15 protein-coding genes and 1 riboswitch are annotated in these 16,354 nt (G+C 42.0%); of the genes, 11 read left to right on the top strand and 4 right to left on the bottom strand.

Translation table 11 applies throughout. The features are described from left to right. The first annotated feature begins 293 nt into the window (after positions 1 to 293). The 3 genes from mutL (at position 294) to QM887_RS03790 (ending at position 3,533) form a co-directional block, all read left to right on the top strand. Positions 294 to 2,243: a DNA mismatch repair endonuclease MutL gene (gene mutL / locus QM887_RS03800; protein ID WP_414270577.1), complete on the top strand. Its 1,950-nt coding sequence runs from the start codon at positions 294 to 296 to the stop codon at positions 2,241 to 2,243. Positions 2,244 to 2,363: 120 nt separating this feature from the next. Then, a complete protein-coding gene (gene ruvA, locus QM887_RS03795; protein WP_414270576.1) occupies positions 2,364 to 2,957 on the top strand; it encodes a Holliday junction branch migration protein RuvA in 594 nt (197 codons plus the stop codon). Between the two features lie 9 nt (positions 2,958 to 2,966). Continuing rightward, positions 2,967 to 3,533 (top strand): DNA-3-methyladenine glycosylase I, encoded by a 567-nt coding sequence (locus QM887_RS03790; protein WP_414270575.1) that lies wholly within the window; start codon positions 2,967 to 2,969, stop codon positions 3,531 to 3,533. Positions 3,534 to 3,583: 50 nt separating this feature from the next. Here QM887_RS03790 and QM887_RS03785 read toward each other — a convergent pair whose 3' ends face one another. From QM887_RS03785 to QM887_RS03770, 4 genes are all read right to left on the bottom strand, one after another. Then, on the bottom strand, positions 3,584 to 4,621 hold the full coding sequence (locus QM887_RS03785; protein ID WP_414270574.1) for a S66 family peptidase: 1,038 nt from the start codon (positions 4,619 to 4,621) through the stop codon (positions 3,584 to 3,586). Between the two features lie 150 nt (positions 4,622 to 4,771). Beyond that, on the bottom strand, positions 4,772 to 5,035 hold the full coding sequence (locus tag QM887_RS03780) for a SemiSWEET family transporter (RefSeq protein ID WP_004250486.1): 264 nt from the start codon (positions 5,033 to 5,035) through the stop codon (positions 4,772 to 4,774). A gap of 200 nt (positions 5,036 to 5,235) precedes the next feature. Next, a complete protein-coding gene (locus QM887_RS03775; protein ID WP_006146142.1) occupies positions 5,236 to 5,910 on the bottom strand; it encodes a DUF1129 domain-containing protein in 675 nt (224 codons plus the stop codon). A 12-nt stretch (positions 5,911 to 5,922) separates the two neighbouring features. Further along, entirely contained in the window at positions 5,923 to 6,867 is a 945-nt protein-coding gene (locus QM887_RS03770; protein ID WP_004250490.1) for a magnesium transporter CorA family protein, read from the bottom strand. Between the two features lie 142 nt (positions 6,868 to 7,009). Between QM887_RS03770 and uvrA the strand changes: the two genes are divergently transcribed. From uvrA to QM887_RS03730, 8 genes are all read left to right on the top strand, one after another. After that, entirely contained in the window at positions 7,010 to 9,841 is a 2,832-nt protein-coding gene (uvrA, locus tag QM887_RS03765; protein ID WP_414270573.1) for an excinuclease ABC subunit UvrA, read from the top strand. After that, positions 9,834 to 10,895: a M24 family metallopeptidase gene (locus tag QM887_RS03760; protein ID WP_414270572.1), complete on the top strand. Its 1,062-nt coding sequence runs from the start codon at positions 9,834 to 9,836 to the stop codon at positions 10,893 to 10,895. The genes uvrA and QM887_RS03760 overlap by 8 nt, the downstream gene beginning before the upstream one ends. Before the next feature lie 53 nt (positions 10,896 to 10,948). Beyond that, positions 10,949 to 11,102, top strand: a riboswitch (M-box (ykoK) riboswitch). A gap of 298 nt (positions 11,103 to 11,400) precedes the next feature. Continuing rightward, entirely contained in the window at positions 11,401 to 14,061 is a 2,661-nt protein-coding gene (mgtA, locus tag QM887_RS03755; protein ID WP_414270571.1) for a magnesium-translocating P-type ATPase, read from the top strand. Between the two features lie 135 nt (positions 14,062 to 14,196). Next, complete coding sequence (gene spx / locus QM887_RS03750) at positions 14,197 to 14,595, top strand: transcriptional regulator Spx (protein ID WP_000591165.1); 399 nt, start codon at positions 14,197 to 14,199, stop codon at positions 14,593 to 14,595. Positions 14,596 to 14,661: 66 nt separating this feature from the next. Continuing rightward, positions 14,662 to 15,234 (top strand): SP0191 family lipoprotein, encoded by a 573-nt coding sequence (locus QM887_RS03745; RefSeq protein ID WP_414270570.1) that lies wholly within the window; start codon positions 14,662 to 14,664, stop codon positions 15,232 to 15,234. 96 nt (positions 15,235 to 15,330) lie between these two features. Continuing rightward, on the top strand, positions 15,331 to 15,597 hold the full coding sequence (locus tag QM887_RS03740) for an IreB family regulatory phosphoprotein (RefSeq protein ID WP_000507060.1): 267 nt from the start codon (positions 15,331 to 15,333) through the stop codon (positions 15,595 to 15,597). A gap of 3 nt (positions 15,598 to 15,600) precedes the next feature. Further along, positions 15,601 to 16,020, top strand: a complete 420-nt coding sequence (gene ruvX / locus QM887_RS03735) for a Holliday junction resolvase RuvX (protein ID WP_311522501.1) — start codon at positions 15,601 to 15,603, stop codon at positions 16,018 to 16,020. Positions 16,021 to 16,035: 15 nt separating this feature from the next. Then, positions 16,036 to 16,341: a DUF1292 domain-containing protein gene (locus QM887_RS03730; protein ID WP_000017624.1), complete on the top strand. Its 306-nt coding sequence runs from the start codon at positions 16,036 to 16,038 to the stop codon at positions 16,339 to 16,341. The last annotated feature ends 13 nt before the right edge of the window (positions 16,342 to 16,354 follow it).

Below are 16,354 nucleotides of genomic sequence, written 5' to 3'. Positions count from 1 at the left end.
ACCACAAACTTGGCAAATAACCTAGTAAAATCGGGAAGAAAGTTGCTACTCGGACTTTTTTGGAAACGAGTGAAATATGGTATAATAGCACTAGCTTATACTCAATGAAAATCAAAGAGCAAGCTAGGAAGCTAGCCGCAGGTTGCTCAAAACACTGTTTTGAGGTTGTGGATAGAACTGACGAAGTCAGTAACACATATACGGCAAGGCGAGACTGACGTGGTTTAAAGAGATTTTTGAAGAGTATTATTTTCAGAGAAATAGATAAAAATAGTTAAGAAAGGGGCTGAAAGATGTCTCATATTATTGAATTGCCAGAAGTCTTGGCCAATCAAATCGCGGCAGGAGAGGTTATCGAACGCCCTGCTAGTGTCGTTAAAGAGTTGGTTGAAAATGCTATCGACGCTGGCTCAAGCCAGATCATCGTCGAGATTGAAGAAGCTGGCCTTAAGAAAATCCAAATTACCGATAATGGTCACGGGATTGCCCACGATGAAGTCGAGTTGGCTCTCCGCCGTCATGCGACCAGTAAAATTAAGAATCAAGCGGATCTCTTTCGGATTCGGACTCTTGGTTTCCGTGGTGAAGCTCTGCCTTCAATCGCATCTGTCAGTGTCTTAACCTTGTTGACTGCGGTGGATGGAGCAAGTCACGGGACCAAGTTAGTGGCTCGTGGGGGAGAAGTTGAAGAGATTAGCCCAGCGACAAGTCCTGTAGGGACTAAGGTTTGTGTGGAGGACCTCTTTTTCAACACACCAGCTCGTCTCAAGTATATGAAGAGTCAGCAGGCGGAGTTGTCTCACATCATTGATATTGTCAACCGTTTGGGGCTAGCCCATCCTGAGATTTCCTTTAGCCTGATTAGCGATGGCAAGGAAATGACACGAACAGCTGGTACGGGTCAACTGCGTCAAGCCATTGCTGGAATTTATGGTTTGGTTAGTGCCAAAAAAATGGTTGAAATTGAGAATTCTGACCTAGACTTTGAAATTTCTGGTTTTGTCTCATTGCCGGAAATGACACGGGCTAATCGTAACTATATCAGCCTTTTTATCAATGGCCGTTATATCAAAAACTTCCTGCTCAATCGTGCCATTTTAGATGGATACGGTAGCAAGCTCATGGTGGGGCGTTTTCCGCTGGCTGTGATTCATATCCAGATTGACCCTTATCTAGCAGATGTCAATGTGCATCCAACCAAGCAAGAAGTGCGGATTTCCAAGGAAAGAGAACTGATGGCGCTGGTTTCAGAAGCTATCGCAAAGAGTCTCAAGGAACAGACCTTGATTCCAGATGCCTTGGAAAATCTTGCAAAGTCTACCGTTCGCAATCGTGAAAAAGTAGAACAAACCATCCTCTCACTTAAAGAAAATAATCTTTACTACGATCAAACGGAGCTGACAAGACCGCCTCAAGCTGAGGTAGCAGACCATCAGGTGAATCTGACTGAAGAAAGACAGGATTTGAACCTCTTCGCCAAGGAAACCTTGGATCAGCTGACCAAGCCAGCAAAACTGCATTTTGCAGAGAGAAAGCCTATCAGCTACGACCAACTAGACCATCCAGAGTTGGATATGGCAAGTCTGGATAAGGCTTATGATAAGCTGGAGCGAGAAGAGTCTTCGAGCTTCCCAGAGTTGGAGTTTTTCGGTCAGATGCACGGGACCTATCTCTTTGCTCAAGGTCGAGATGGGCTCTACATCATAGATCAACATGCAGCTCAGGAGCGGGTTAAGTACGAGGAATACCGTGAGAGTATCGGCAATGTTGACCAGAGTCAGCAGCAACTCCTAGTACCTTACATCTTTGAATTCCCTGCAGATGATGTCCTTCGTCTCAAGGAAAGAATGTCTCTCTTGGAGGAAGTTGGCGTCTTTCTAGCAGAGTACGGAGAGAATCAATTTATCCTACGGGAACATCCTATTTGGATGGCAGAAGAGGAGATCGAGTCTGGTATCTACGAGATGTGTGACATGCTCCTCTTGACCAAGGAAGTTTCGATCAAGAAATACCGAGCAGAGCTGGCGATCATGATGTCCTGCAAGCGGTCTATCAAAGCCAATCATCGAATCGATGACCACTCAGCCAGACAGCTTCTCTATCAGCTCTCTAAATGCAACAACCCATACAACTGTCCCCACGGACGCCCTGTTTTGGTGCATTTTACCAAGTCAGACATGGAAAAGATGTTCCGTCGCATTCAGGAAAATCATACCAGCCTACGAGAACTAGGCAAATACTAATACTCTTCGAAAATCTCTTTAAACTGCGTCAGCCTTACCTTGTCTAACTTAAGTTATGCCTACGGTTAGCTTCCTAGTTTACTCTTTGATTTTCATTGAGTATAAATTGAAGGGAAAATTATGTACGAATATCTAAAGGGTATCATTACCAAAATTACTGCTAAATACATCGTCCTAGAAGCAAACGGAATCGGCTATATCCTACATGTAGCAAATCCCTATGCTTACTCGGGACAAGTCAATCAAGAAGCGCAAATCTATGTGCATCAAGTTGTTCGCGAAGACGCTCATCTCCTTTACGGTTTCCGTTTAGAAGACGAGAAAAAACTCTTTCTCAGCTTGATTTCGGTGTCGGGCATTGGTCCTGTATCAGCTTTGGCTATCATTGCAGCAGATGACAATGCAGGGCTCGTTCAAGCGATTGAGACTAAGAACATCACCTACTTGACCAAGTTTCCGAAGATTGGTAAGAAAACAGCCCAACAGATGGTCTTGGACTTAGAAGGGAAAGTTGTTGTGGCAGGAGACGACCTCCCTGCTAAGGCTGCGGTTCCATCTAGCAGTGACAACCAAGAACTGGAAGAAGCTATGGAAGCCATGTTGGCACTGGGCTACAAGGCGACTGAGCTTAAGAAAATCAAGAAATTCTTTGAAGGAACTTCGGATACAGCAGAGAATTATATCAAGTCGGCCCTTAAAATGTTGGTGAAATAGGAGATTTCTATGCCAAAACGTTGTTCGTGGGTTAAGATGACCAATCCGCTATATGTAGCCTACCACGATGAGGAGTGGGGGCAACCTCTCCATGATGACCAAGCACTTTTTGAGTTGCTCTGTATGGAGACTTATCAGGCGGGGCTATCTTGGGAAACGGTACTCAATAAACGCCAAGCCTTCCGTCAAGCTTTTCATGGTTACCAAATTCAAGCGGTCGCAGAGATGTCGGATGAAGAATTGGAAGCTTTGATGGATAATCCAGCCATCATCCGCAATCGTGCCAAGATATTTGCGACACGTGTCAATGCCCAGGCCTTTCTACAAGTTCAGGCAGAATTCGGAACTTTTGATGCCTATCTCTGGTCTTTTGTAGATGGTAAAACCATCACCAATGATGTTCCTGACTATGCCCAAGCCCCTGCCAAGACGGCCTTATCTGAGACATTATCCAAGGAACTCAAAAAACGAGGCTTTAAGTTTACTGGACCAGTCGCTGTTTTGTCCTTTCTACAGGCTGCAGGGTTGGTTGATGATCACGAGAATGATTGTGAATGGAAAAGTGGAAATAAGTGACGTTAGATGTCTAGAACATAGGAGAATATAAAAAAGCTGAGAGTTCTATCTCAGCTTTCTTTGTTATAGTCAAAGCGAATGACTTGCTTCATTGCGTCTACATGGGCGTGGACTCCGAAGGGGACAATAGCTCTTGGAGTTGCGTGTCCAACATTCAGATTATAGACAATCGGGATATTGCTATCAATGATATCCAATAGTGCCTCTTTATAGTCGTCATAGAAAGTTTCATCCATAGGTTTCCCGACCAAGAGTCCACTAATGACTTCAAATATCCCAGTTTCTTTTAAAGTCTGCAACATTTTTTTGAAATCATCAGGTTCAGGCTTTTCTTCACTTGTTTCTAGCAATAGAATCTTTCCTTTCCAGTCGGATAAGTCAGGGAAAAGTTTGTATTTTTGGCAGAGGCCTGTGCTATCTGCGTATCGAGAGTTGTCAAAGATATCGTAGAGGGATTCGAGGCAACCGCCGAGGATTTCTCCCTCGAACTGGGCAGTTCCTTGTAACAACTCAAAACCAGTATTTGCATGGCTGACACGAGGTGTTCCCAAGGCTTTGGGACTGAAGTCAGTTCGTTCCTCATACCAAACGTCACTAGGGCGGATTTCTGAGATTCTTCCCGTCTCAATCAATTCTTTAAAGTAGTGAAGGCTATAGGCTAACATTTCTTTGTCTAATTCACAAATGTCTGCTAAAAAGGATTGACCATAAAAAGTTTTAACACCTAGTTTATGCAACATGAGATGGTTCATGGTCGTATCCGAGAAGCCAAGAAAAATCTTTTGTTTGATAACTTTTTCTAGTTGGTCATTTTCAAAAAGATAGGGTAATAAACGATAGGTATCGTCTCCACCGATGGCGCATAGGATCATGTCGATACTATCATCAGAAAAGGCTTGCATCAAATCCTCCGCACGTGCTTCAGGATGGTCCTTGATAAAGTCTAAGCCTTTTAACGAATGGGGCAAAAAGATAGGATTGAGTCCTAGATCCTTGAGACGTTGAATACCCAAGTCCACTTCGTGTTTGACAAAGTCTTCTCCGATAATGCCACTAGACAAACTAACAATACCAATAGTAGAAACCATATCTCATCCTCCTAGAAATAAATTGATGCTATTGTATCACAAAAGATGAGGAAAAACAACAAGAATTAGAATCAGAAAATGGCTTTTAGATCACGAAAGTAGTAAAAAAGCAACCGTTCGATGTGGTTGCTTTTTATAGTAGTTGCATTCTTATAGAGCAGTAAGGAAGGTCAGTCCGCCAAGGATAACCCCAGCCGAGTTTGGAATGATTAGAATCCAGTCTTTCTTAGGCTCTTTTGTCCATCCATAAATGACCCAGATTAAGCAAGAGACTGCTGCTGATAAAGGTTGGAAAGGTTGAGCTTTATTTCCTTGTAAATTGGCAAAAATTTGAGGGATGTAGGCTATAAATACAATAATCCCGATAAAGGCACCAATTGAACCAACAATTTGATTAATTCTCTGTTTAGTCATATATATTTCTCCTTATTACTTTATTAGCATAACAGAAAAACAACTTGAATTCAAGGATAAAACCTTGGGATTCTAAGGGAAGCCTTTACATTAGAACGTTTTTAGAAAATGTAGCTACTTTTCTTTGGAGAATCAAAAAATACTTTGGAAGCATAATAAAAGTAGTCTGTCTACAAAACACACTACTTTTTTTGTTTATCTTAATATCTAGCTGGTCCTGCACTTGCGCTCTTGATGTTGAAACGTTTTTTGAGGTAGAAACGTAGGGCAAGGAGAGCTCCTCCAATGACCAACAAAACAAGTGGTGGGAGGCTGATGTTGATGGCTTGTGGAAGGAAGTTACTCAAGAAGAGGATGAAGACCCAGGCAAACATGGTTGCTAACATAACCAAAAGTGATTTCCAGAATGGAGGACGTTGGCTACGGTCAGTATCAGGTCCGTAGTAGCGGTAGATGAAGTGGTAGAGCAGGTAAAAGGCAACTCCACCAAAAGCCCCTACGCTGATAAGTGTTACCAATCCGTAGGCCACAGGTTGGTTTGAGAAGAAGCTCATCAAGGCGCTAACTACTGCAAATAGTCCTGTGATGAAAAGGGCTGAATCCAACATCATCAATTTTGGATCGTCATTTTCCTTTGGATGTTCTTTCTCGTATTGCTCTTTTTCGCTGAAGCTGTGAGCCCAGTGAGTTGGTGCTCCATAGATAGAACGAGCAGTCACACCTTTTGGTTGTTCTTCAAGGATATGAGGAATGACTTCTTCAAGGATGGCCTTGATTTCAGCGTCAGTTTTTCCGTCCTTGAGAAATTGTTGGGTTGCAATATGGATAAATTCTTGGTTTTTCTTTGTTAATTCTTTTAAATCAATCTGTGACATAATAACTCCTGTTTAGAACCATTTTTTATGGATGAGGTAAAGAGTGAGAGAAACACTCATAGCAAAGGCGATAAAGACGATGAGCCAGAAAGCATGCGGTTCTCCGTTTAAAGGGATTTCATTGTCCTTAAAGTTCATTCCGTAAGCTGAGAAAATCATAGTCGGGATAGACATAACGATGGTCACGAGGGCCAAGGTTTTCATGATATTGTTCTGGTTGTTTGAAATGATAGAGGCAAAGGTCTCTGTCATAGAGTGAAGGACGTTTCCATAGATATCCGCCATCTCGATGGCCTGTTGCGTTTCAATCAATGTGTCTTCAAGTAAGTCTTCGTCTTCAAGGTATTTCTTAATATTGCTAGTTGCGCTGGTCAATTTTTTAATCACGCGCTCGTTTGTCTTAAGAGAGGCCTTGAAGTAGACGATGGTCTTTTCCAACTCCATGAGTTCAATCAATTCTTCATTTCGAGTAGATTTGTGAAGTTGGGTTTCGATTTGCTCACTCTTACGCTCAATTGAACGAAGGGCTGTCAGATAAATTTCAGCGTTGCGGTAGAGGATTTGAAAGATAAAGCGCGAACGCATAAAGGTATAGAAATTACGAAGTCTCCGATTGATAAAGACATCTAGAAGTGGTAGAGGTTCCAAACAAGTGGTAATAATAGCCTCTTCGGTAATGATAATCCCCAAGGGAATGGTCACATAGTAGGTACGGTTATTTCTTTCCTCTGTGATTGGGACGTCTACGATGATCAGAGTGTATTCATCTTCAATGGTAATACGAGACATTTCTTCGGCATCGAGTGGTGCACGGAGGTCAGCGATATCAATATCAAAAGCAGAAGCGATTTCCATCGATTCGCTCTGGGTAGGATTGACGAGATTGATCCAAGTGCCCGGTTGGAGCGTATCGATCTCTTTAAATTCAGTTGTTGTTGAGAGAAAGACTTGTTTCATATCTCCTATCCTTTCCTAATCTATTCTGTATTTAAGTGATTTTTAGCACCGTACTATTATACTATAAATTCGGCTTTTTTGGTAATAGAATTTCACTTTTTTTGGTATAATGGAAAGCAACAATGGACTAGAAAGAAGTAACATGCAAGATAAGATTGTCATCCATGGGGCACGCGCCCATAATTTAAAAAATATTGACGTGGAAATTCCACGAGACAAGCTGGTTGTGGTGACGGGGCTATCGGGTTCGGGCAAGTCCAGTCTTGCTTTTGATACCCTGTATGCAGAAGGGCAACGCCGCTACGTAGAGAGTTTGTCAGCCTATGCTCGTCAGTTTTTGGGCAATATGGAAAAACCAGATGTGGACTCTATCGATGGTCTCAGCCCTGCCATTTCTATTGATCAGAAAACGACTAGTAAAAACCCTCGCTCAACTGTAGGAACTACGACGGAAATCAACGACTACCTACGTCTCCTTTATGCTCGTGTAGGAATACCCTACTGTATCAATGGACATGGGGCTATCAAGGCTTCGTCTGTTGAACAGATTGTAGACAAGGTTTTGGAATTGCCAGAACGCCAACGACTGCAGATTTTGGCTCCTGTTATTCGTAAGAAAAAGGGGCAACACAAGACGCTGATCGAAAAGATTCAAAAGGACGGTTACGTCCGTGTCCGTGTTGATGGGATTGTCTATGATGTGACCGAAGTTCCTGAACTTGAAAAGAATAAACAACACAACATCGATGTGGTGGTAGACCGTATTATCATTAAAGAAGGTATCCGTAGTCGTCTCTTTGATTCGATTGAAGCAGCCCTTCGCATCGCAGAAGGTTATGTCGTTATTGATACGATGGATGATTCAGAGTTGCTCTTTTCAGAACACTATGCTTGTCCAGTATGTGGATTTACGGTTCCAGAGTTAGAACCTCGTCTCTTCTCCTTCAATGCACCGTTTGGCTCTTGTAGCGAGTGTGACGGTTTGGGAATCAAGCTAGAGGTTGATACGGACTTAGTCGTGCCAGATGCTAGCAAGAGCCTTCGCGAGGGAGCCTTAGCGCCTTGGAACCCTATCTCTTCAAACTATTATCCAAATATGCTGGAACAAGCCATGACAGCTTTTGGAGTGGATATGGATAGGCCTTTTGAGGACTTGTCTGAGGCAGATAAACATCTCATCTTCTATGGTTCAGATGGGAAAGAATTCCATTTCCACTATGAGAATGAATTTGGTGGAGTTCGTGATATCGATATTCCATTTGAAGGTGTTGTCAATAATATCAAGCGTCGCTATCATGAAACCAATAGCGACTACACTCGTACACAGATGCGTCTCTATATGAACGAGCTGACTTGTGGTACCTGTCATGGTTATCGTCTCAATGACCAAGCCTTATCTGTTCGAGTAGGGGGAGAAAAAGGACTCCATATCGGAGAAATTTCAGACCTCTCCATTTCAGACCATTTGGAGGTCATTGATCAACTAATCCTATCTGAAAATGAAGCTATTATCGCTCGTCCTATCCTGAAGGAAATCAAGGACCGCTTGACCTTCCTCAATAACGTAGGTCTCAACTATCTGACTCTGTCACGTTCGGCAGGGACCCTTTCAGGTGGAGAGAGTCAGCGTATTCGCTTGGCGACCCAGATTGGTTCCAACCTCTCAGGTGTGCTCTATATCCTGGATGAGCCGTCAATCGGTCTCCACCAGAGGGACAATGACCGTTTGATTGCCAGTCTGAAAAAGATGCGTGACTTGGGGAACACCTTGATCGTGGTAGAACACGATGAAGATACTATGCGAGAAGCTGATTATCTGATTGACGTTGGCCCTGGTGCAGGTGTCTTTGGTGGAGAAATTGTTGCTGCAGGAACGCCTAAGCAGGTAGCTCGCAACAGCAAATCCATTACAGGACAGTATCTATCAGGAAAACGTGCGATTCCAGTGCCGTCAGAGCGCCGTGTAGGTAATGGTCGTTTTATCGAAGTGACAGGCGCGCGTGAGAACAACTTGCAAAATATCACCGCTCGCTTCCCACTCGGGAAATTCATTGCAGTGACAGGGGTGTCTGGTTCAGGGAAGTCTACCTTGATTAACAGCATCCTCAAAAAGGCTATTGCACAAAAGCTCAATCGTAATTCAGACAAGCCTGGTAAGTTTAAGACTATTATAGGAATTGAACATATCGACCGTCTGATAGACATTGACCAGAGTCCAATTGGACGAACACCGAGGTCTAATCCTGCGACCTATACAGGTGTCTTTGATGATATTCGAGACCTCTTTGCTCAGACAAATGAAGCCAAGATTCGTGGCTATAAGAAGGGGCGTTTCAGTTTCAACGTCAAGGGCGGTCGCTGTGAAGCTTGCTCGGGTGACGGGATTATCAAGATTGAGATGCATTTCTTGCCAGATGTTTACGTAGCCTGTGAAGTCTGTCATGGGACTCGCTACAACAGTGAAACGCTAGAAGTTCACTACAAGGAAAAGAATATCTCGCAAGTCTTGGATATGACGGTCAATGACGCAGTAGAATTTTTCCAACATATTCCGAAAATTCAACGCAAACTCCAGACCATCAAAGATGTTGGTCTAGGTTATGTGACCTTGGGACAACCAGCTACGACACTTTCTGGAGGTGAGGCCCAGCGTATGAAGCTGGCTAGTGAACTCCACAAGCGCTCGACAGGTAAGTCCTTCTACATTTTAGATGAACCAACGACTGGGTTGCATACTGAGGACATCGCTCGTCTACTCACCGTTTTGTCTCGCTTTGTCGATGATGGTAATACAGTTCTCGTCATCGAGCACAATCTGGATGTTATCAAAACAGCAGACCATATTATCGACCTAGGCCCAGAAGGTGGTGTTGGTGGTGGTACCATCATTGCAACAGGAACTCCAGAGGAAGTAGCTGCTAATGAAGCTAGCTATACAGGACAGTATTTGAAAGGAAAGTTACATCATGAATAAACGTGTGCAAGCATTTCTCGATAAAATGCAAGAAAAAGAACTAGATGGAATCATTATCAATAACCTTAAAAATGTCTACTATTTGACAGGATTTTGGGGTTCAAATGGAACGGTCTTCATCAGTCGTGACCATCAAATCTTGGTGACGGATGCTCGCTATATCATCGCTGCTAAGCAAGAAGTAACTGGTTTTGAGATTCTTGCAGAACGTGATGAGTTGGCTGTTATTGCAAAGATTGCAAAAGACATGGGTCTTTCTCGTATCGGGTTTGAAGATGAGATTTCAGTTTCTTATTACCATCGCATGCAAACCGCCTTTGAAGGTTTGGAACTAGTTCCACAGACACAGTTTGTTGAAGCGCTTCGTATGATTAAGGATGAGACAGAGATTGCGACCATTCGCAAGGCTTGCTCAATCTCAGATCAAGCTTTCCACGATGCCCTTGAATTTATCAAGCCTGGTAAGACTGAAATTGAAATTGCCAACTTCCTTGATTTCCGTATGCGTGAATTAGGAGCGGCAGGTTTGTCTTTTGACACAATCTTAGCGAGTGGCATCAACTCTTCTAAACCCCATGCCCACCCAATGCACAAGCCGGTAGAACTAGGTGAAGCTATTACCATGGACTTCGGTTGCTTATACGAACATTATGTGAGTGATATGACTCGGACCATCTACCTCGGTCATGTCAGTGACGAACAAGCAGAAATCTACAACACTGTTTTAAGGGCTAACCAAGCATTGATTGACCAAGCTAAGGCTGGCTTAGGTTTCCGTGACTTTGACAAGATTCCTCGTGATATTATCGTGGAAGCAGGCTATGGAGAATACTTTACACACGGTATCGGGCACGGTATCGGACTTGATATCCACGAAGAACCTTACTTTAGCCAAACTTCCAAAGAAGTTATCAAAACTGGTATGGTCTTGACTGATGAACCGGGTATTTATATTGAAGGTAAATACGGAGTTCGTATCGAAGACGACATCCTGATTACAGATACCGGTTGTGAGTTATTAACCCTTGCTCCAAAAGAATTAATCGTAATCTAAGAAAAATGAGATAAATCGTTGACTTTTACTAGTTAAAGGTTTATACTGAAAGGCGAAAACGGTAGGTGAGGCTACCATAGGGATACGGATGACTACCGCAAAGCAGTGGAGACACTACTCGTTGGTCAACAGTCCTGGTCGCGAAGGTCAAGACTAAGCTCATTACATCGCCCTATGGAGTTAAAGCTTGAACGAAAACAGATAATAAGTTTTTTAGTCCTGCCATTTTATGGCAGGATTTTCTGTTGTTTTAAAACAAAGAAAGGAGACAAACGATGCAAATTGACGATCATCCAGAACCGCACATACACAGCCAATCGCTGATTTGTGTCGTTTTGTCCCTATAAAGTGATTGGCCTCTGTGTATGATACTCTTCGAAAATCAAATTCAAACCACGTCAACGTCGCCTTGCCGTACTCAAGTACAGCCTGTGGCTAGTTTCCTAGTTTGCTCTTTGATTTTCATTGAGTATGAAATCACCATTCATACAGATAGGAGAAACCAATGAAAACTACAAAAGAAAGACTAGCAGCAGCTATTCAAACTCCATTAAAAGATAGTCTAGCTTTTTACCATACAAGTCTAAAAGGCTTAGACCAAGAACAAGTCGAAGAAAACCGTGACCTATATGGTGAAAACACCATCACCAAGGGCCAAGAGGATTCTATCTTTAAAAAGATTTATGAATCCATTATCAATCCTTTCACAATCATTTTGCTTGTGATTGCCTTTATTTCTCTCGTTACAAACGTCTGGCTTGCAAAACCTGGCCAAGAGGACCCTACGACCTCTATTATTATCGTTGTCTTGGTTTTGATTTCAGGAGGCATCCGTTTTGTCCAAGAGTTGAGGAGCGACAAGGCGACAACCAATCTTTCAAAAATGATTGTCAACACTGCAACTGTTATTCGTGATGGTCTTGAACAAGAGTTACCCATCGATGAGTTGGTTGTGGGAGATCTCGTGAAATTGAGCGCTGGAGATATGATTCCAGCAGATGTCATCTTATTTGAATCACGCGACTTTTTCATTCAACAGTCAGGTTTGACTGGAGAAAGTGATGCAGTCGAAAAACTGGCTTTAAATAAAGCTACTAATCAAAATGTAGAGAGTCTTTTAGAAGCAGAATCTTTGGCATTCATGGGGACAAACGTTATCTCAGGAAGTGCTACAGCTATGGTTTTAGCTGTTGGTGATGACACCATGATGGGAGCTATTGAACAGACTCTCAACACCTACGATGAACCAACTTCTTTTGAACGTGAAATGAACAGCATTTCTTGGCTTTTGATCCGCTTGATGCTTGTCATGGTTCCAATCGTGTTTTTCGCAAATGGATTGACCGACGGAGACTGGCTAGAAGCCGGAGTATTTGCCTTGAGCGTTGGTGTCGGACTTACACCAGAAATGCTTCCAATGATTATCACAGCCAGCTTGGCCAAAGGTTCCATTATTATGGCCAAGGAAAAGGTAGTTATCAAAAAACTAAATGCTATCCAGGATTTAGGAGCAATTGATATCCTTTGTACGGACAAAACTGGAACTCTAACGCAAGATGAGATTGTCTTAGAATACCCTTTGGATATCCATGGTAATTTAGATATGGCTGTCTTAAGAAGAGCTTATCTAAATTCACATTTCCAAACTGGTTTGAAAAACTTAATGGACCGTGCCATTATCAATAGAACTGAAAAAGAAGCTAAAGAACATGTTATCCTACAAAATTTAGATACTAGCTTCCAAAAAATCGATGAACTTCCATTTGATTTTGAACGTAGACGCATGAGTGTCATCGTCAAAGACGATAGCAATGTCGTTAGTATGGTTACCAAAGGCGCTTTAGAAGAAATGTTGAACATTTCGACACACGTGGAGTACCGCGGAGAGATCATACCCCTAACCGAAGACATTCGCCAAGAAGTACTAGCAGAAGTTGGTCAATTAAATCGTCAAGGTTTGCGTGTCTTAGGTGTTGGGTACAAGTCAGGTCTACGTGAAGATTATGCCTATGCTGTGACTGATGAAAGTGACATGATCCTTACAGGATACCTTGCCTTCTTGGATCCACCAAAACCATCTGCAGCACCCGCTATTCAAGCTCTGCTTGAGCATGGTGTCAGAACAAAAATTTTAACTGGCGATAATGAAAAAGTAACCCAAGCCATCTGTGAAAAGGTTGGTTTGGACGTTGAATACATCCTTTTGGGAGCTGATATCGACCAAATGACTGACCAAGAATTGGCAGAAGCGGTTGAAAGTGTAACAGTCTTTGCTAAATTATCTCCTGACCAAAAAGCGCGGATTATTCTACAGTTAAAGAAAAATGGTCACGGTGTTGGTTATATGGGTGACGGTATTAATGATGCCCCATCCATGAAGGTGGCAGATGTCGGAATTTCCGTTGATACAGCAGTAGATATCGCAAAGGAAACAGCGGATGTTATTTTGCTAGACAAGGATCTCATGGTTCTGGAAAAGGGTATCGTTGAAGGTCGTAAGGTCTACGCCAACATGACCAAGTACATCAAGATGACCGTTAGTTCGAACTTTGGAAATATCTTCTCACTACTGGTTGCGAGTATCTTCTTGCCATTTTTACCAATGGCTCCTGTTCATCTCATTGTCCTAAACCTAGTCTATGATTTGTCCTGTGTGGCATTGCCGTTTGATAACGTGGATCAAGACTTCCTAAAACAGCCCCATACATGGGAAGCAAAATCCATTACTCGATTTATGGTTTGGATGGGTCCAATCTCATCTATCTTTGACATTTTGACCTTTATCTTCCTCTACTTTATCATTGTTCCTTTGGTAACAGGTCATCACTATGTTCATGGGTCAGAATCTGCCCTTCAGTTTATTATCTTGTTCCAAACAGGATGGTTCATCGAATCTATGTGGTCTCAAACCATGGTTATCCATATGCTTCGTACAGCAAAAGTTCCTTTTGTACAAAGCAGACCAGCTTGGCTTGTGATTTTGACAACTTTGGTTGCAGCCCTTTTTGTAACCAGTCTGCCTTATGGACCGCTGGTAAATATTCTTCATTTAGCTCCATTAGGACTTCCTTATTTCCTATTCTTAACCCTCACTATTTTCTTATATATGATATGTGTCACAACAATCAAGAATTTTTATATAAAAAAATATAAAGAATGGTTATAGTTCGTATTTTGTCAAGAAAAAAGTTAAAAAAACACGAAAAAAGTGAAATTTTTTCAAAAATAGGTCGCAAGTCCGATGTTTTTTATGGTATAATAGATTAAACTGATAGTAACATGTAGCGAAAGGGGTAGGTACATGATTAAAATTTATACAGTCTCAAGTTGTACTAGCTGTAAAAAAGCTAAGACCTGGCTCAATGCCCACCAGTTAAGTTATAAAGAACAAAACCTCGGTAAGGAAGGAATCACGAGAGAAGAACTACTTGATATTTTGACAAAAACAGACAATGGAATTGCAAGTATCGTATCATCGAAAAATCGTTATGCAAAGGCCCTTGGTGTTGATATCGAAGATTTGAGTGTCAATGAAGTGCTCAACCTAATCATGGAAACACCACGTATCTTGAAAAGTCCGATTCTTGTAGATGAGAAACGCCTACAAGTCGGCTATAAAGAAGACGATATCCGTGCCTTTTTGCCACGCTCTGTCCGTAATGTGGAAAATGCAGAAGCGCGTTTACGTGCGGCTCTATAAAACATCAAGGCTGGGAGTGACTCCTAGCCTTCTCTAATATTTAAATTTGATAACATGTGAGGATTTATGAAAAAGTTAGTCATTGGAACATTTGCAGCGCTATTTTTACTTGTTGGCTGTGGTCAGAAAAAAGATACGGCCTCTTCAACTACTGAGAGTTCTCAAGAAGCCCTGCAGTCAACCTTGCCCGTATTAGAAAATGCAACCAAGAATACGGTTGTGACCAAGACCTTGGTGTTACCAACTGATGAGAGTGGTGCTCAGCAAACTCAAATCATTACCTACAAAGGCAGTCAATTTTTGAGTTTGACTATTCAGCAAAAACGTCCTGTATCAGAAGATTTAAAAACTTATATTTCTGAACGAGGATTAGATGAAGCTAAAAAAGCTCTTAAAGAAGCTGAGGACAAGGATGAGTCTGTGCAAGCAGCTCGAAAAATTTCAGGCTTTACCATCGAAACGACTCTTTTAAATGAGAAAGAAATGGAAACCAAAACTAGCTATGATTTCCAAACGATGGATATTAAAAAAGCCAGTGAAAACGAATACTTGAAGAATGTTGGACTGGAAAATCTATTGAAAAACGAACCAGAGGACTATATTGCTAATCGTGTTGCAAATGGGGCAACAGTCCAGTAAAAAGTCAGAGAAAATCAGCAGAATCAGACTGTGTGATTTGTAGAACGACCGCGAATGTGCTATAATAGTACTATTCTAAGGAAAGAGGGTGTTAGAATGGGATTTACTGAAGAAACCGTACGTTTTAAATTGGACGATTCCAATAAAAAAGAAATCAGCGAAACATTGACAGATGTCTACGCTTCCTTGAACGAAAAGGGCTATAACCCTATTAACCAGATCGTGGGCTATGTTCTCAGTGGAGACCCAGCTTACGTTCCTCGTTATAACAATGCACGAAATCAAATCCGTAAGTATGAGCGAGATGAAATCGTTGAAGAACTGGTTCGCTACTACCTTAAAGGACAAGGAGTCGATCTATAATCTATGAGAATTATGGGATTGGACGTTGGTTCAAAAACGGTAGGCGTAGCGATTAGCGACCCACTTGGGTTTACGGCTCAAGGGCTTGAAATCATCCAAATCAATGAAGAACAAGGTCAGTTTGGTTTTGAACGTCTCAAAGAATTGGTTGAAGCCTATAAAGTGGAGCAGTTTGTTGTCGGTTTGCCTAAAAACATGAACAATACCAGTGGACCGCGGGTGGAAGCTAGCCAGGCATATGGCGAGAAGTTGGTAGAGCTCTTTGGCTTACCGGTAGATTATCAAGATGAACGCTTGACTACGGTTGCCGCTGAGCGTATGTTGATTGAGCAAGCAGATATTAGTCGCAATAAACGTAAAAAAGTTATTGATAAATTAGCTGCTCAATTGATTTTGCAAAATTATTTAGATAGAAAATTTTAAGACAGAGGAGAAACTATGTCACACGATCACAACCACGATCACGAAGAACGTGAACTTATTACACTTGTAGATGAGCAAGGAAACGAAACTTTATTTGAAATCCTTTTGACTATTGACGGAAAAGAAGAATTTGGTAAAAACTATGTTCTTCTTGTACCAGTTAATGCAGAAGAAGATGAAAACGGCGAAGTTGAAATCCAAGCTTACTCATTCATCGAAAATGAAGATGGAACAGAAGGCGAATTGCAACCAATCCCTGAAGATTCAGAAGATGAATGGAACATGATTGAAGAAGTCTTCAACAGCTTTATGGAGGAGTAAAAACATCCGGGGG

The organism is Streptococcus infantis (genome assembly GCF_047460875.1).
Lineage (GTDB): Bacteria > Bacillota > Bacilli > Lactobacillales > Streptococcaceae > Streptococcus > Streptococcus infantis_AA.
This window is presented reverse-complemented; position numbering and strand designations above follow the sequence as displayed.

Excerpts from the sequence above, each read along its gene's own strand:
- mutL (WP_414270577.1), top strand. The coding sequence starts at position 294 with ATGTCTCATATTATTGAATTGCCAGAAGTCTTGGCCAATCAAATCGCG.
- ruvA (WP_414270576.1), top strand. The coding sequence starts at position 2,364 with ATGTACGAATATCTAAAGGGTATCATTACCAAAATTACTGCTAAATAC.
- QM887_RS03790 (WP_414270575.1), top strand. The coding sequence starts at position 2,967 with ATGCCAAAACGTTGTTCGTGGGTTAAGATGACCAATCCGCTATATGTA.
- QM887_RS03785 (WP_414270574.1), bottom strand. The coding sequence starts at position 4,621 with ATGGTTTCTACTATTGGTATTGTTAGTTTGTCTAGTGGCATTATCGGA.
- QM887_RS03780 (WP_004250486.1), bottom strand. The coding sequence starts at position 5,035 with ATGACTAAACAGAGAATTAATCAAATTGTTGGTTCAATTGGTGCCTTT.
- QM887_RS03775 (WP_006146142.1), bottom strand. The coding sequence starts at position 5,910 with ATGTCACAGATTGATTTAAAAGAATTAACAAAGAAAAACCAAGAATTT.
- QM887_RS03770 (WP_004250490.1), bottom strand. The coding sequence starts at position 6,867 with ATGAAACAAGTCTTTCTCTCAACAACAACTGAATTTAAAGAGATCGAT.
- uvrA (WP_414270573.1), top strand. The coding sequence starts at position 7,010 with ATGCAAGATAAGATTGTCATCCATGGGGCACGCGCCCATAATTTAAAA.
- QM887_RS03760 (WP_414270572.1), top strand. The coding sequence starts at position 9,834 with ATGAATAAACGTGTGCAAGCATTTCTCGATAAAATGCAAGAAAAAGAA.
- mgtA (WP_414270571.1), top strand. The coding sequence starts at position 11,401 with ATGAAAACTACAAAAGAAAGACTAGCAGCAGCTATTCAAACTCCATTA.
- spx (WP_000591165.1), top strand. The coding sequence starts at position 14,197 with ATGATTAAAATTTATACAGTCTCAAGTTGTACTAGCTGTAAAAAAGCT.
- QM887_RS03745 (WP_414270570.1), top strand. The coding sequence starts at position 14,662 with ATGAAAAAGTTAGTCATTGGAACATTTGCAGCGCTATTTTTACTTGTT.
- QM887_RS03740 (WP_000507060.1), top strand. The coding sequence starts at position 15,331 with ATGGGATTTACTGAAGAAACCGTACGTTTTAAATTGGACGATTCCAAT.
- ruvX (WP_311522501.1), top strand. The coding sequence starts at position 15,601 with ATGAGAATTATGGGATTGGACGTTGGTTCAAAAACGGTAGGCGTAGCG.
- QM887_RS03730 (WP_000017624.1), top strand. The coding sequence starts at position 16,036 with ATGTCACACGATCACAACCACGATCACGAAGAACGTGAACTTATTACA.